Consider the following 13,161-nt stretch of genomic DNA (forward strand, 5'->3'; position numbering starts at 1 on the left):
CGAGCTGGGCGGCGTGACCTGCCACGAGTCGGCCACTGAGCTGCTCGACCTGGGAACACTGGACGCCGTGCTCGTCTGCTGCGACAACGCGGCCAAGGCCGTCGCCGTCCCGGCCGCCCTCGCCCGCGGTGTCGCGGTCTACCAGGACAAGCCCCTGGCGGCGACCGCCGAGCAGGCGGCGGCCGTCGCCGCGGCACTGGCCGAGCACGGCGGGACGGTGATGTGCGCCTTCCACACCGTCTTCGACCCGCTGTACGACGAGGTGCGCGACCTGGTACGCGGCGGGCTGATCGGCGACGTCCGGTTCGCCCGAGGGCTGGCCGGGCACGCGGGCTTCGCCGCGCTCGGCGTGTCCGCGGACTTCCGCGCCTGGCTGACCGACCCGAAGCTCGGTGGGGGCGGGTCGTTCGTGGACCAGGCGGGCTACCTGCTGACGGCGTTCGCGGACTACGTCGGCCCCGTCCGCCGGATCAGCGGGTTCGGCGGCCGCATCGATCCCGGCCTGCCCGCGGGGATCGAGGACAACACCGCCGCCATCGTGGAGTTCGAGTCCGGGGCGCTGGGCAGCCTCGACACCCGGTGGGGCCAGATCGGGCCGCTGCCCCTCCGGTACGCCTTCCACGGCAGCCAGGGCACGGTGTCGTGCTTCTACGACCGGTGGGAGATCGTCACCACGGCGGACCGGCTCGACGGCTGGGACCCGATGCCCGCCCCGCCCGGCCTGCACGGCTTCCGGCGATCGGTCCGGCCCAGGTCCGGGTACGGCGAGGAGGCCCGCTACTTCGTCGAGCATCTGCGGAGCGGCGAGCCGATGAAGCGGGCGGTGTCGGCGGAGTCGGCGCTGCACGTCCAGTCGGTGATCGCGGCCTACTACGCCTCGGTCGACCAGGGAACGGCCCGGCTCGTCGACCCCTGAACCCCGGTCGGGACCGGGCTCACCCGCGACACGGCCCGCCCTCGGGCCCGGCCGCCGGGCAGCGGGCCTGCCTGCCGCCACGAGGACCATGAGGACCACGAGGACCATGAGGACCCCGGCCCTCGTGGTCCTCGTGGCGGTCGTCAGCGCACGACCCCGTGGGTGTCCGGGAGACCGAGCCCGTCGAACACGTCCATCGCCCGCTCGCGGTAGGCGGGGTCGCCGAGGGCGTCGGCCAGCGTGCGCAAGGTTCTGGCCTCTCCCAGGCGGTGGCCGGTCTCGCGGTGGATCTCCAGCGCGCGTTCCGCCTGCCGTACCGCCTGAGCGTGGTCCCCGGACGCGTGCGCGAGGTCGGCGAGCGCGGTCAGCGCGAGCCCCTCCATGACGCGGAAGGACCGCTCGCGGGCGAGCCGGAGCGCCTGGTCGGCGTGGGAGGCGGCGTCGGGCTTGCCGAGCGCGGCGCTCGCGCCCGCCAGCCGGATGAGACCGGCGGCCTTCGTGTACGGGTTGGCGTCGCCCACCACGTGCTCTTCGCCGAGCGCTACTCGGCGGCGCCGTTCATTCCGGCCTACATGTCCCTGTTCCTCGCCGTGATCGCGCTGGCCTGCGCGGACATCGCGGTCTCGACCTGGAGACACGGGCGGCGGGCGCGGCAGGGGGCGACCCCCTACCTGCGGGTCAGCGTCCGGCTGGTCTCCGCCGCCGCGTTCTCCGGAGTCGTCTACTGCCTCTTCAAGGGGCTCTACGTCGCCGTCCGGTTCTTCGGGACCTCTCCGTCGATAGGGGAGAACACCGTCTCCACGCCGCTGGCGTTGACGTCCGTCATCCTCGGCGCCCCCGGCCTGGCCCTGCCCAAGGCGGGCACGGCGATCGCGGCGTTCCGCAGGCGGCTCGGATTCCTGCGCGCCTACCGGCGCCTGTATCCGTTGTGGTCCGACCTGCGGGCCGCCACGCCGGAGATAGCCCTGCACCGGCCGCGCGGGTGGGAGCCGTTCGCCATCCTCGACATCGAGTACCGGCTGTACCGCCGCGTCATCGAGATCAACGACGGGATGCTCGCCCAGGGCATCGCCGACCAGCCCGCCGGGCCGGACCGATCGCTGGACGACGAGATCAGCCGGCTCCTCTGATCGCCGACGCCTACCGCTGAACGAGGACCGCGAACGGGCTGCGGTCAGGGCCGCCGGTCGGGGCGGGGACGGCGGAGGCGGTTCGCCTCGCGGGCGATGGCCCAGGCGTCCGCGACCGGGCCGACGTGGCCGAGCTTGTCGGGGTTGATCACCGTACGGATGGTCTGGACCTGCCCGTCGAGTACGTCGAGAACGAGGACGGTGAGCACCTTGCCGTCCCGGTCGCGGAAGATCGCGCCCGGCTGGCCGTTCACCTCGTGGGGCTCCACGACGATGCCGATCGCGACGAACGGCGCGACGAAGGCGGCGAGCACCCGCGTCACGTTGTCGGAGCCGACGATGTCCCTGGCGATCTGCGGGGCCTTGCCACCGCCGTCGGCGACCATACGGACGTCGGCGGCGAGCAGTTCCCGCAGCCCGTCGACGTCGCCCTCCCTGAAGGCGTCGAAGAAGCGTCCGGCCAGCTCGTCGCGTTCCCTGCGGTCGGCCTCGAACCTGGGCCGCCCCGCGTCCATGTGGCGGCGTGCCCGCACCGCGAGCTGGCGGCAGGCGGCCTCCGAGCGCCCCACGGCCGACGCGATCTCCGGGAAGCCGAACCCGAACACCTCCCGCAGCACGAAGACCGCCCGCTCCGGCGGGGTCAGCCGTTCGAGCAGCAGCAGCGCGGCCATCGACAGCGAGTCGGCCAGCTCGGCCGAGCGCTCCGGGTCGTCGTACGGGTCACTCAGCAGCGGCTCGGGGAACCACGGCCCGACGTACTCCTCCCGCCGTACGCGGGCCGACCGCAGCACGTCGATCGAGATCCGGGTCACCACCGACGAGAGGAACGCCTTGACCGACCTGGGCTCCTCCGGTGCGCCCTCGTAACGCAGCCAGGTCTCCTGGACCGCGTCCTCGGCCTCGGTCACGCTGCCCAGGATCCGGTACGCGATCGCGAACAGCAGCGGGCGCAGCCCTTCGAACTCCTCCGTCCGGCTCATGCGCGCCCCCCGTTCCCACCGGTCACGAACTCCCCCATGGCCGTCACTTCCTGACTCCCGAGTCCGGCTCTCCTACCTGAGACGAGACAGCGCGGCCGTCTGTGACAAGGGCGGGACGACCGTGTCCGCCCGCCACCCTCCAAATGACTGCCGCCGAGCGGGGAGATCCGCGTCAGACCATCCCCGGCCGCTGTCACAGTCCGCCGGGGCCACCTCGTCTCCAGTGGTGTCACCACCGACCCCAAAGGGAGATCACCATGGAAGCCCGGCTGAACCACCTCACCAACCCGCTCTCGGCGAAGCTCCTGAAGCACCTGGTCTCCGCGGGCAAGATCGTGTTGGACTCGGCCCTGCCCGCCGCGACGCAGCAACTGGTGGCGCTGCGGGTCAGCCAGATCAACGGCTGCGCCGTCTGCGTCGACATGCACACCAAGGACGCCGCGCACGCGGGGGAGACCCATACCCGCCTCAACCTGGTGACGGTCTGGCGGGAGGCGACGGTCTTCACCGAGGCAGAACGGGCCGCGCTGGAGCTGGCCGAGCAGGGCACCCGCATCGCCGACGCCGTCGGCGGCGTCTCCGACGAGGTCTGGGCGAACGCCGCCAAGCACTACGACGAGGACCAGCTCACCGCCCTCGTGTTCCTGGTCGCCTTCATGAACACCGTCAACCGGCTGAACGTCATCACCCGGCAGCCCGCCGGCGACTACCAGCCCGGCCAGTTCCAGGCGGCCCACTCCGCACACCACTGAAGCGTCTCACGGACGTGCAGCCCACCCGCCGCCGGGCCGTACCGCGCGGCCGGAGTCCTACTCGTGGGGGAGCAGGTAACGCCACGACAGCGCGATGGGCTCGCCGGTTGACGTCCGATAGACGTGCCAGGATCCGTCACCCGGGATCAGCCGGGCGATCGCGTGCGCCTTGCTGCCCTTGTAGTCCTTGTGGTTCTCGCTCGCCGAGTGCCCCTGCGCCTCGGCTGGCAGGGGCACGCCCTCCGGCAGGGGCTTGGCGGTCGCCGCAGGGGCCGTGACCCGCTCGGCGGACAGCCGAACGCGGTCGGCGGAGTAGCTCCGTCCCTGCGAGGCGACGCGGTCGGCCAGGCCGGCGAGGCGGTCGCGGGCGGTGACGAGCGCAGCGTCGTAGCGGGCCGCGCCGGCTTCCAGGTACGGCACGTACACCTCACGCATCCCGTCACCGCCGTCGACGCCGAGAACCGTCGTGGGCATGTCATAGACCCTCACGGATCCCGGCCGGGGCGAAGCGGTGGCGGGCTGCCCTGCCAGGTCGTGGTCCAGGGCCTCTACCAGGGTTTCGACCTCGGCAGGTGGCAGGCGCAGCTCGTACGCGGCGTCCACGATGGCCAGGCCGTCGGCATAGACCACCAGCCTCGGAGGGCGGACGGCTGCCAGGCCGGGGGCCGCCAAACCACCCACACGCAGCCATTCGGCGACAGGACGCCGCGCGGGTCCGGACGAGACCGGCTCGGGAACGGGCCGGCCCGTCCGCTCCGGACTCGTCCCGGTCCCGGCCTCTTGAACTCCCGGTCCGCCGCACGCCGCGAGCGCCAGCACCAGTGCGACGACCCAACTCCATCTCATGCCCCTGAAGACGATCACCAGCGGGGCCCGGTTCAAGCATGGTGTCACGACGCCGATGCTCCGAACGTCCCTACGCGCGCCGACGTGCTCAAATGCGCCATGCCGGCACCGAGCGTCACGGCAGGAGCAGGGCGCGGGCGGCCCGCTCGGTCTCCGGGGGCGCGGTGGCGATGACCGCGTCCAGCGTGGTGCGGGCGGTCTCCAGCTCGTGGATGGCGGCCTGGATGCGGGCGCGTTCGCGGTGGAGGTCGAGCAGGAGTTCGGGGCAGTCGGCGATGAGGTCGTCGCCGTCCTTGCCCATGCAGGGCAGCAGGTCGGCGATGGTCGCCGTGGACAGGCCGGCGGCGAGCAGGTTGCGGATGTGGCGAACCTTCAGCACGTCCGACTCTTCGTATTCGCGGTAACCGCCGGAGGTTCGCCCGGGGCTCAGGAGGCCCTGCTCCTCGTAATAGCGCAAGAGGCGCCGGTTGACGCCGGTACGGCGTTCGAACTCTGCGGTTCGCAAATGTGCTCCGCCTCAAGACTTGACTGTCACATCCGTGTGACAGTTTAGCTTGGCCGCATGAGATCGCAACCCAAGGGAGAAACCGCAGGTCGGCGGCAGGAGGTCGCCGGGGCGCGCCAGTGGATCGGACTGTCGATGCTGGCCCTGCCCACGTTGGTGCTGGCCATGGACGTCACGGTGCTCTACCTCGCCGTGCCGCATCTGGTGGCGGATCTGGGGCCCGACAGCGAGCAGATGCTGTGGATCACCGACATCTACGGGTTCATGATCGCCGGGTTCCTCGTGACCATGGGGACGCTGGGCGACAGGATCGGGCGGCGCAGGCTGCTGTTGTGGGGAGCGGCGGCGTTCGGCGTGGCGTCGGTGGCCGCCGCGTACGCCCCCAGCGCGGAGGCGCTGATCGCCGCCCGAGCGCTGCTCGGGATCGCGGGCGCCACGCTGATGCCGTCCACGCTGGCGCTGATCGGCAACATGTTCCAGAACGCCCGGCAGCGGGGGACGGCCATCGGCGTCTGGGCGGCGAGTCTGTCCGGCGGGGCCGCTCTGGGGCCGGTGGTCGGCGGGGCGCTGCTGGAGTCGTTCGGGTGGGGGGCGGCCTTCCTGATCGGCGTGCCCGTGATGGCGCTGCTGCTGGTGGGCGGCCCGCTGCTGCTCCCGGAGCACCGCGACACCACCGCAGGACGGCCCGACCTGTTCAGCGTCGTGCTCTCCCTCGTCGCCATGCTGGCGATCGTGTACGGCGTCAAGCTCCTGTCCCACGGAGGCGACCCGGTCCTGAGCGGCGGGATCGTCCTGGCCGGTCTCGTCGCTGGGACGGTGTTCTGGCGACGCCAGCGCGGGCTCGCCCACCCGATGCTCGACGTGGCGCTCTTCCGGAACCGGGCCTTCACCGGTGCCCTGCTCGTCCTGCTCCTGGCCATGACCGCCACCGCCGGCACCTACCTGTTCGTCACGCGGTTCCTCCAGGGGGTCGAGGGACTCCCCCCGCTGGCGGCGGGCCTGTGGCTGGTGCCCTCGTCGCTCGCCATGATCCTCACCTCCCTGGCGGCACCCGCCCTGGCCCGGCGGGCGCCCACGCGGGTCGTGGTCGCCGGCTCCCTCGCGGTGTCGGCGGTCGGCTTCCTCCTGTTGGCGCTGCTCGACCAGGAAGCGGGACTGCCCCTCCTGATCGCCGGCATCGTCGTCGTGTACGTCGGCCAGGGCCCGATCATGGCGTTGGGCACCGACCTCGTCGTGGGCTCCGCTCCTCCCGAGAAGGCCGGGTCCGCCGCCGCCATGTCGGAAACGAGCGCCGAACTCGGCCTCGCCTTGGGCGTTGCCGCCCTGGGGAGCGTCGGGGCCGCCGTCTACCGGCACACCGTGCCCGGCGCCCTTCCCGTCGGCCTGCCGCCGGAGACGACCTCCGCCGTCCGCGACTCGATCGAGGCCGCCGTCGCCGCCACCGCGCACCTTCCGCCCGCTCTGACGCACGCCGTCATGGCCTCCGCCAGGGCGGCTTTCTCCTCCGGCCTCAATCTCGTCGCCGGGATCGGGGCAGCCGTCACCCTGGTCCTGGTCGTTCTCGCTCTGGCGCTCCTCCGCACGCGGACCCCCATCACCGAGCCCGGCCCTGCCGAGCCGACGGCAGCACTCGACCAGGGCGTCAGTGCTTCCCCCGTCCGCGAGCCGTGTGATCAAATCCGGTGAACGCTTGGCAGGGCCGGATCGACAACCGGCCCGAACCGGTGTGCTCGCTCCAGCAGTGGGCGAGGGCGTCAGGTCTGTGCGGTGAGCAGCAGGCTGCGTGGTTTGGCTCGGTGGTCGAATCGGCCGTGCCCCGTGTGGTCGCGGTCGGCGTGGTCAGGAAGGGGCTCAGGATCAAGGCCCAGGAACTGTTCGCGCGCGGCAGGAGCTGAGCGACCGCGACGCGGTGGCCTGACGGTGCGCACCGTGCGACGGGCCACCGTACGATGCGGGGCAAGCCGCCCGCAGCGCGCCCAGAGCGACATGAACGCGAGAGCCTCTGCTCGTTTACGGCCTGGGGCTCGGGGCAGTGGGCCGTCCATGGCTACCCTCCTCTGGATCATCGCTGTCATCCTCGTCGTCTCCGGTATCTACGTGATCCTGGCTCGCCGCGACCTCCTTTGGGGCATCGTCCTGATCGTCGTCGGGCTACTGGTCGGTCCCGGCGGGGTGAGCATCTTCAACGTCTGACCCCCAGCCAGGTCCCGGCCGCCGCCTCCGATTGCGGCCGAGGACCTGGCGCCGGCCGATCGACAAGGCTCCTGCAGGTCCTGATCCCCCAGGGGCCGTGGCATGCCGTGCGCCGTCCCGGGATGTCCCCTGCCGGGGCGACACGCCACCGGCGGCCCGAATCACCCATCACATGCTGTGAGGTCCATCGTGGATCAAGACGCGAACACCGAATCACACGGGGAACGCGCCGACCGCAACTTCATCGAGCTGCTGCACGGCGCCCGGGTGGCGGTGACCGGCGTGCAGGTGCTGTTCGCCTTCCTGCTCACCGTGCCGTTCTCCCCGGGCTTCTCCGCACTGGCGCCGGCCGACCGGCGGCTGTACTACGTGGCGCTGATCAGCGCCGCCGTCGCCTCCATCTGCTACATCGCCCCGGCCCACCAGCACCGCGTGCTGTTTCGCCAAGGCCGCAAGGAGACGCTGGTGCGCCGCTCGAACTCCTACGCGATCATCGGCGCGCTGGCGTTGACCTTATCCATGACGAGCGCCGCCGCGCTGGTGATCGACTACCTGTTCGGCAGCCTGCTCTCCTGGATCACCGCGGGCGTACTGGCCGTCCTGACGGGGTGGACGTGGTTCCTGCAGCCGGCCCTCACCCGCGCCGGCACCCGGCGCGATGCGCCGGAGAACGGAGCGGGCGCCAAGGGCTACAACGTCGCGGACGAACGATAGCGGCCAGACTCGACGCCTTTCTGTCTCTGCCGTACGGCTCGGCAATCCCACGGCCTGGCGCCCAATCCGCTCGGCACGACGCCGTGTCAGACCCAGAGCGGGCCTGGCGCACACTCGACGTGCCGCACCACGCCGGAGTCGTCACCTTCCAGCGGCTCGACGACGCCACCACCCGGGTCGACCTCCAGATGGTCTACGACCCTGAGGGCTTCGTCGAAACCGCGGGTGACTGGCTGCAACCCGTTCGCCTGCGGGTTGAGGGCGACATGCGACGCTTCAGGGACTTCATCGAGCCGTGACGCTCACATCTGGTATGACGGCGACAAGCCCGAGAATTTCACCAGTTACAAGCTGCTGATCGCCGACGTCGTCGATGGCCGGCTGATGACCGTGCCACGGGCTGTCATGGCTGCCGGCAACATCATGCAGGGCGCCCGCGGTGGCGCCGACCTCCCCACGGACGAGGTCGGCCGGGTCAAGGCCCACCTCGCCCGCTACTACGAGAAGATGGGCGACACCCCGCCGTGGGATCGCTGACCGTTGGTCGGCCGGAGCGGGCGCTGGTGCTGCCGCGCCGAGCACGTCGAGAGCTGGGGTCGACTCATCCGCGACTGACCGCACGGGTGACGGGGTAGCGACCATCCATGCGACTGGGCGTGCTCGACATCGGTTCCAACACCGCGCATCTGCGCATCGCCGACCTCGCGACAGGTTATCCGCCGCTTTCGGTGGCGACCCTGAAACGCCCGATTCGCCTGGCCGAGGGAACCAGCCGGGACGGCATCGTGGGGCGGGCGGCTATCGACCGGCTCACCGCGGCCGTCAGCGAGGCCGCCGCCGTCGCTGCGCGGCACCGCGTGCACGAACTGGTGCCGTTCGCCACCGCCGCCGTACGCGACGCCGCCAACCGTGATCCGATCCTGATGGAGGTCGAGGCCGAGACCGGTGTACAGGTCGGCTATCTGGACGCCGAGCAGGAGGCACGGCTCACGTTCCTGGCCGCACGGCACTGGTTCGGGTGGTCGGCCGGCCCCATCCTGCTCGCCGACATCGGCGGCGGCTCCATGGAAATCGCCTACGGATCGGGGGAGAACCCGGAGCTGGCACTTTCACTGCCGCTGGGCGCCGGCCGATTGACCCGCCACCGGTTGCCGGATCCGGACCAGGTCAAGAAGAAACACCTCCGGCAACTGCGGGAACACGTGCGCTCGGTGCTCGCCAAGGACATCCACGAGGTCTCCGCCCGGCACCGTGGCCGTCAGGCCACCGCCATCGCCACGTCCAGGACGTTCCACCAGCTCGCCCGTCTGTGCGGGGCGCCCAAGGGCAAGGCGGGACCGCACGTCCCTCGCACGCTGGATCACGACGATCTGCACGAGGCGATCGGCCTCCTGGTTGCCAGGACGTCCGCGCAGCGAGCCCGCCTTCCAGGCGTCTCGGCCGCCCGTGCCCAGCAGATCCTCGCTGGAGCGGTCGTCGCCGAGGCCACGATGTCCGCGCTGAACCTGACCTGTGTGCGCATCTGCCCGTGGGCGCTGCGCGAGGGCATTCTGCTCGACCGGCTCCATAACTCCGCCCGGCGCTCTCCTCATCTGTCGGCGATCCAGGGCGGGAACGCCCTCTGACAGACCCCGAGGCCGCCCGCACGGCGGCACTCGTTCGGTAGTGAGATACGTCTGATGCGGGTCATGGAGAGGTCGAGAAGGCTTTGGACAGACCGGTCACGTCCAGGACCCTGCGCAACATGCCGTGTACGTGGGTCAGTTCCATGTGACCGCCTGCCGCGAGAAGGCAACTCTGCGCGTGGAGCAGGGCCTCCAGCCCGTTGGAGTCGCAGAATTCGAGGCCCGCGGTGTCGATGGTGAGACACGTGCAGCCCTTCTCCAGGGCGGTGTCCACGAGCGGTTGAAGAAGCGGTGAGGAAGAGAGGTCGAGATCGCCGTCCAGAGTCAGCGCACCGGCAGGGGCATGGACGACCAGGCGCAGGTCCAGTGTGTTCATTGAAACATCACCTCGTGATGTGGCGTCCCGTAACGGCGCATCCCCATACGAATGAAGCCACCTCTCCAGGCTACGCCTCAGCATTCCTCGCCATCAAAGCTCTACCGTGCGGCTCGTTTACTTCGAGCACGTCGGGTAGTGGCCTCCCGTGGGTCGGTGCGCCCTCAGCTGAATCAACGGAACTGGCGTCAGCGTCGGCAATCGGCTCGCACGTCGAAAGGAAGTCGAAAGGAAGTCAGCCTGAGCCGACCTGCATATTCTGCGAAGAACGTGAACCGAGTCGCAGATGTTCAATTCTCTCAAAAGGAGAAATCATGATCATCGTTGGGATAATCCTCCTGCTTCTGGGGTGGCTACTCGGCATCTCGGTGCTGTACACCATCGGCATCATCGCCATCGTCATCGGCCTGGTCCTGCTCCTTCTGGGCTTCGTCGGCCACCCGGTCGCCGGCCGACGGCACTGGTTCTGACAGACGGCACTGGTTCTGACGATCGGGTTCCCGCCCAGGCGCGCGGCAGCCGCAGCGTCTGGGATCCGGTGGGCGACCTCCGCAGGCCGGGGCCCGCCAGAGGGCATCCAGGGCAATCTCCGCACCCCGCCCAGGAAAGCTCCGGAGTCGGTAAGGCAGTGCGTGACCAGTCAAGACAGGGGTAGTCGCCGGCGGGTATCCGAGAGGGGACCGACCATGACCACCCAGAAGACGAAGCCCGAGACTATGGGCGAAAGCGACGTCATCGACCTGCTGGTGGCTCAGCATTCGATGATCAGGAATCTGTTCGACGAGGTCGAGCGGGCCACGCCCGACCGGCGTGGCGAGGCGTTCACCCGGCTGGTACGGCTGCTGGCCGTGCACGAGACGGCCGAAGAGGAGATCGTGCACCCCTACGCCCGCCGCAAGATCGAGGGCGGTGACGCCATCGTCGAGGCCCGCCTGGACGAGGAGAACCAGGCCAAGCAGCTCCTGCAGCAGATGGACGAGGCCGGGCCCGACGCCCCTGACTTCACCGAGCAGCTCGCCGTTCTGCGTATCGCCGTCGAAGCGCACGCACGCAACGAGGAACGCTACGAATTCAGCCAACTGCGCGCCCTCACCACCGAGGCTGAGCGCCGGAGCATGGCACTCGGCGTCAAAGCCGCCGAGGCGCTGGCTCCCACCCACCCGCACCCCGGCACCGAATCGGCGACCAAGAACGTGCTCATGGGAACCCCTGTCGCGATGATGGACCGGGTCCGCGACGTCATCCGCCAGACCTTGGGCAAGCAGAGCTGATCCGCAAGGCCGAGAGGCGGTGCCGACGGGCCGGTAAGTAGGGCCGGACAGGAGATCTCCACCTGTCCGGCCCTTGGCGCGACACCGCACCCGTTTCCCTGCCTGCGGCCGACCCCTCATCTCTGGGGCCGCAGGTTCCTGCCGAAGAGTGGTCGGACTGTTAGCTGCTGATCACCGCTCGTCTACGGACGATGCGCCTTGGCCGCGTTCTTGGATGACGTCTTGGCGGTCATGGGAAGGCAGGGCGGCGTCTGGAAGACGACGCCGTCGAGGAAGTTACCGATCGCCGGGTTGCCGCCGGCGGCCGACACCGACTCGAAGGCGAAGCGGGTGACGGTCTGGCCGGCAGGGACGACGTACGTGCCGGTGTAGTGGCCCCAGGCGGTGTTGCCGTCGGAGATGTCGGGGGAGGCGGCTCCGTCGGGGGTTTGCGCGGTGGTGGCGCCCGGCGTGCCGATGAGGACGCGCATCACGTCGGTCCCCGCCCTGCCGCGGTGGTACAGCGACCAGGTCATCACGGTTCCTGGAACGGTGGGGACGTCCTGGTAGAGCGTGGAGACCTCGTTGGCGTTGAGTTCGGCGAACTGCTGGCCGTCCGCGGCCGGGACGCCGCTGGAGCTGTTCCAGAACTCCAGCTTGCGGTCGGAGGCGGTGGTGTGCCAGCCGACGCCGGGGTTGGTGGAGGCGTCCGGGATGTTCCAGTCGTACCGGTTCACGGCGGGTGTCTCGAAGCTGCCGTTGACCAGGTTGATGGGCTCGCGGGTGCAGGCGACGGTGACGGTGACCGTGGCGGTGCTGGTCCCGCAGGCGGTCTCGATGGAGTAGGTGAAGGTGTCGGTGCCGGCGCGGTCCTTGTCGGGCGTGTAGATCAGTTTGTCGCCGGAGATCTTCACGGTGCCGTGGGCGGGCTGGGTGACCTTGCTGATCGTCGGGGCCGTCCCGGTGTCGTTGGCCAGTACGGGCACGGTGACGGCGGTGTCCTCCGTGGTGGTGGCGGTGTCGTCGGCGGCCCTGGTGGGCGAGATGGACTGCCCGTCGACGATCTGGATCGCGGGCGCGGCGGTGTTGTTGCCGAGCTGACCGGGAGCGGCGACGACGCTGCTGATTCCGCTCGGCCGGATGGTCATGCTGCGCCCGACGGTGCCCTGCCTGACCTGGAAGGTGATGACCGTCGGCGCCGGGTCGGTCTTGGTGCCCGGCGACTGGACGCTCAGGGTGTTGCCGCTGAGGGCGCCGTTCTGCACCTGCCCCACCACCTGGGCGTTGGCCAGCAGGGACGACAGGTCCCACATGGTGGTGTAGGTGCGGACGAGCAGCGGCCACTGTGCCGTGCGGTGCGTCAGCGTGAGGGTGAAGGTGCCGCCCGGCGCGATCTGGCCGCCCCACAGGGAGGGTGAGGTGGTGACCGAGATGGAACCGCTGCCCAGGCGCATGCCGAGCGCGTTCTTCCAGTAGTACTCGACCGGGTAGTTGGCCTGTCCCTGCCGGACGCAGGGCGTGCCGGCGGCTTGGTGGACGGGCTTGCGCGGGGTGGCGTCGACGACCGCCCGCGTCTGGGACGCGGCGGGGGCCGCCGCGAGCAGGGGGATCATGAGGGCGCCGGTGAGGGCTGCCGTCGCCATGGCCTTGACCCGGTTGGGGAGGCTGCGCGGCGGACGTGGTGTGGGGTTCAACTTGCCATCCTCGCTGTGAGTAGTTGGCAAATAACTATCTGTAGTCACAGGGGGAATGCAAGAGATTTCGCGAGTCGCTATCAAGCGTCTGGCGCCGAACGCACCGTACAGAGCATCGTCAACGACCCGTACGACACCGGATGAGACCCGGCGAGCAGGCCGGGCGCAGCCGTACGGCGG

At 70.2% G+C, this 13,161-nt stretch carries 17 protein-coding genes and 1 pseudogene; 12 read left to right on the forward strand and 6 right to left on the reverse strand.

Going from position 1 to position 13,161, the window contains the following annotated elements; all coding sequences use genetic code 11:
• Nucleotides 1-916: pseudogene (locus ABD844_RS53035) on the forward strand (Gfo/Idh/MocA family protein); the annotation flags it as partial.
• A 143-nt stretch (nt 917-1,059) separates the two neighbouring features.
• Here ABD844_RS53035 and ABD844_RS03350 read toward each other — a convergent pair.
• Nucleotides 1,060-1,437, reverse strand: coding sequence for a tetratricopeptide repeat protein (locus tag ABD844_RS03350; RefSeq protein WP_344872799.1), 378 nt, complete (start codon nt 1,435-1,437; stop codon nt 1,060-1,062).
• 3 nt (nt 1,438-1,440) lie between these two features.
• Here ABD844_RS03350 and ABD844_RS03355 point away from each other — a divergent pair, with 3 nt between their 5' ends.
• Complete coding sequence (locus ABD844_RS03355) at nt 1,441-2,046, forward strand: MAB_1171c family putative transporter (RefSeq protein ID WP_344872801.1); 606 nt, start codon at nt 1,441-1,443, stop codon at nt 2,044-2,046.
• Between the two features lie 44 nt (nt 2,047-2,090).
• On the opposite strand, the gene ABD844_RS03360 is transcribed toward ABD844_RS03355, so the two are convergent.
• Complete coding sequence (locus tag ABD844_RS03360) at nt 2,091-3,026, reverse strand: RNA polymerase sigma-70 factor (protein WP_344872803.1); 936 nt, start codon at nt 3,024-3,026, stop codon at nt 2,091-2,093.
• Between the two features lie 257 nt (nt 3,027-3,283).
• Between ABD844_RS03360 and ABD844_RS03365 the strand changes: the two genes are divergently transcribed.
• Complete coding sequence (locus ABD844_RS03365; RefSeq protein WP_344872805.1) at nt 3,284-3,778, forward strand: carboxymuconolactone decarboxylase family protein; 495 nt, start codon at nt 3,284-3,286, stop codon at nt 3,776-3,778.
• Between the two features lie 57 nt (nt 3,779-3,835).
• Here ABD844_RS03365 and ABD844_RS03370 read toward each other — a convergent pair whose 3' ends face one another.
• Nucleotides 3,836-4,672, reverse strand: a complete 837-nt coding sequence (locus tag ABD844_RS03370) for a hypothetical protein (RefSeq protein ID WP_344872807.1) — start codon at nt 4,670-4,672, stop codon at nt 3,836-3,838.
• A gap of 67 nt (nt 4,673-4,739) precedes the next feature.
• On the reverse strand, nt 4,740-5,129 hold the full coding sequence (locus tag ABD844_RS03375; protein ID WP_344872809.1) for a MerR family transcriptional regulator: 390 nt from the start codon (nt 5,127-5,129) through the stop codon (nt 4,740-4,742).
• A 57-nt stretch (nt 5,130-5,186) separates the two neighbouring features.
• Between ABD844_RS03375 and ABD844_RS03380 the strand changes: the two genes are divergently transcribed.
• The 7 genes from ABD844_RS03380 (at nt 5,187) to ABD844_RS03410 (ending at nt 9,661) form a co-directional block, all read left to right on the forward strand.
• Entirely contained in the window at nt 5,187-6,815 is a 1,629-nt protein-coding gene (locus tag ABD844_RS03380) for an MFS transporter (protein ID WP_344872812.1), read from the forward strand.
• Nucleotides 6,812-7,024: a hypothetical protein gene (locus tag ABD844_RS03385; RefSeq protein WP_344872814.1), complete on the forward strand. Its 213-nt coding sequence runs from the start codon at nt 6,812-6,814 to the stop codon at nt 7,022-7,024. The genes ABD844_RS03380 and ABD844_RS03385 overlap by 4 nt, the downstream gene beginning before the upstream one ends.
• A gap of 148 nt (nt 7,025-7,172) precedes the next feature.
• Nucleotides 7,173-7,322 (forward strand): GPGG-motif small membrane protein, encoded by a 150-nt coding sequence (locus tag ABD844_RS03390; RefSeq protein WP_344872816.1) that lies wholly within the window; start codon nt 7,173-7,175, stop codon nt 7,320-7,322.
• 189 nt (nt 7,323-7,511) lie between these two features.
• Nucleotides 7,512-8,036 (forward strand): DUF6328 family protein, encoded by a 525-nt coding sequence (locus ABD844_RS03395; protein ID WP_344872818.1) that lies wholly within the window; start codon nt 7,512-7,514, stop codon nt 8,034-8,036.
• Between the two features lie 83 nt (nt 8,037-8,119).
• On the forward strand, nt 8,120-8,335 hold the full coding sequence (locus ABD844_RS03400; RefSeq protein ID WP_344872819.1) for a hypothetical protein: 216 nt from the start codon (nt 8,120-8,122) through the stop codon (nt 8,333-8,335).
• Between the two features lie 106 nt (nt 8,336-8,441).
• Nucleotides 8,442-8,573 carry a hypothetical protein gene (locus tag ABD844_RS03405; RefSeq protein ID WP_344872821.1) on the forward strand — a complete coding sequence of 44 codons (132 nt, stop codon included), beginning with the start codon at nt 8,442-8,444 and terminating at the stop codon, nt 8,571-8,573.
• Nucleotides 8,574-8,680: 107 nt separating this feature from the next.
• The gene (locus ABD844_RS03410; RefSeq protein WP_344872823.1) at nt 8,681-9,661 is read left to right on the forward strand and encodes a Ppx/GppA family phosphatase; all 981 of its coding nucleotides are present in this window, start codon (nt 8,681-8,683) and stop codon (nt 9,659-9,661) included.
• A 61-nt stretch (nt 9,662-9,722) separates the two neighbouring features.
• Here ABD844_RS03410 and ABD844_RS03415 read toward each other — a convergent pair whose 3' ends face one another.
• On the reverse strand, nt 9,723-10,037 hold the full coding sequence (locus ABD844_RS03415) for an STAS domain-containing protein (protein ID WP_344872825.1): 315 nt from the start codon (nt 10,035-10,037) through the stop codon (nt 9,723-9,725).
• Between the two features lie 314 nt (nt 10,038-10,351).
• Between ABD844_RS03415 and ABD844_RS03420 the strand changes: the two genes are divergently transcribed.
• Both ABD844_RS03420 and ABD844_RS03425 read left to right on the forward strand, forming a co-directional pair.
• Nucleotides 10,352-10,507: a DUF6131 family protein gene (locus ABD844_RS03420; protein WP_344872827.1), complete on the forward strand. Its 156-nt coding sequence runs from the start codon at nt 10,352-10,354 to the stop codon at nt 10,505-10,507.
• 216 nt (nt 10,508-10,723) lie between these two features.
• Nucleotides 10,724-11,308: a hemerythrin domain-containing protein gene (locus ABD844_RS03425; RefSeq protein ID WP_344872829.1), complete on the forward strand. Its 585-nt coding sequence runs from the start codon at nt 10,724-10,726 to the stop codon at nt 11,306-11,308.
• 182 nt (nt 11,309-11,490) lie between these two features.
• Here ABD844_RS03425 and ABD844_RS03430 read toward each other — a convergent pair whose 3' ends face one another.
• Nucleotides 11,491-12,981 (reverse strand): Ig-like domain-containing protein, encoded by a 1,491-nt coding sequence (locus tag ABD844_RS03430; protein ID WP_344872831.1) that lies wholly within the window; start codon nt 12,979-12,981, stop codon nt 11,491-11,493.
• Nucleotides 12,982-13,161: the final 180 nt, after the last annotated feature.

Source organism: Nonomuraea antimicrobica, from assembly GCF_039536965.1.
GTDB lineage: Bacteria > Actinomycetota > Actinomycetes > Streptosporangiales > Streptosporangiaceae > Nonomuraea > Nonomuraea antimicrobica.

What these genes read in the sequence shown, in the direction of transcription:
- ABD844_RS03420 (WP_344872827.1), top strand. Translation starts at nt 10,352, where the DNA reads ATGATCATCGTTGGGATAATCCTCCTGCTTCTGGGGTGGCTACTCGGC.
- ABD844_RS03390 (WP_344872816.1), top strand. Translation starts at nt 7,173, where the DNA reads ATGGCTACCCTCCTCTGGATCATCGCTGTCATCCTCGTCGTCTCCGGT.
- ABD844_RS03410 (WP_344872823.1), top strand. Translation starts at nt 8,681, where the DNA reads ATGCGACTGGGCGTGCTCGACATCGGTTCCAACACCGCGCATCTGCGC.
- ABD844_RS03405 (WP_344872821.1), top strand. Translation starts at nt 8,442, where the DNA reads ATGGCTGCCGGCAACATCATGCAGGGCGCCCGCGGTGGCGCCGACCTC.
- ABD844_RS03415 (WP_344872825.1), bottom strand. Translation starts at nt 10,037, where the DNA reads ATGAACACACTGGACCTGCGCCTGGTCGTCCATGCCCCTGCCGGTGCG.
- ABD844_RS03380 (WP_344872812.1), top strand. Translation starts at nt 5,187, where the DNA reads ATGAGATCGCAACCCAAGGGAGAAACCGCAGGTCGGCGGCAGGAGGTC.
- ABD844_RS03425 (WP_344872829.1), top strand. Translation starts at nt 10,724, where the DNA reads ATGACCACCCAGAAGACGAAGCCCGAGACTATGGGCGAAAGCGACGTC.
- ABD844_RS03365 (WP_344872805.1), top strand. Translation starts at nt 3,284, where the DNA reads ATGGAAGCCCGGCTGAACCACCTCACCAACCCGCTCTCGGCGAAGCTC.
- ABD844_RS03360 (WP_344872803.1), bottom strand. Translation starts at nt 3,026, where the DNA reads ATGAGCCGGACGGAGGAGTTCGAAGGGCTGCGCCCGCTGCTGTTCGCG.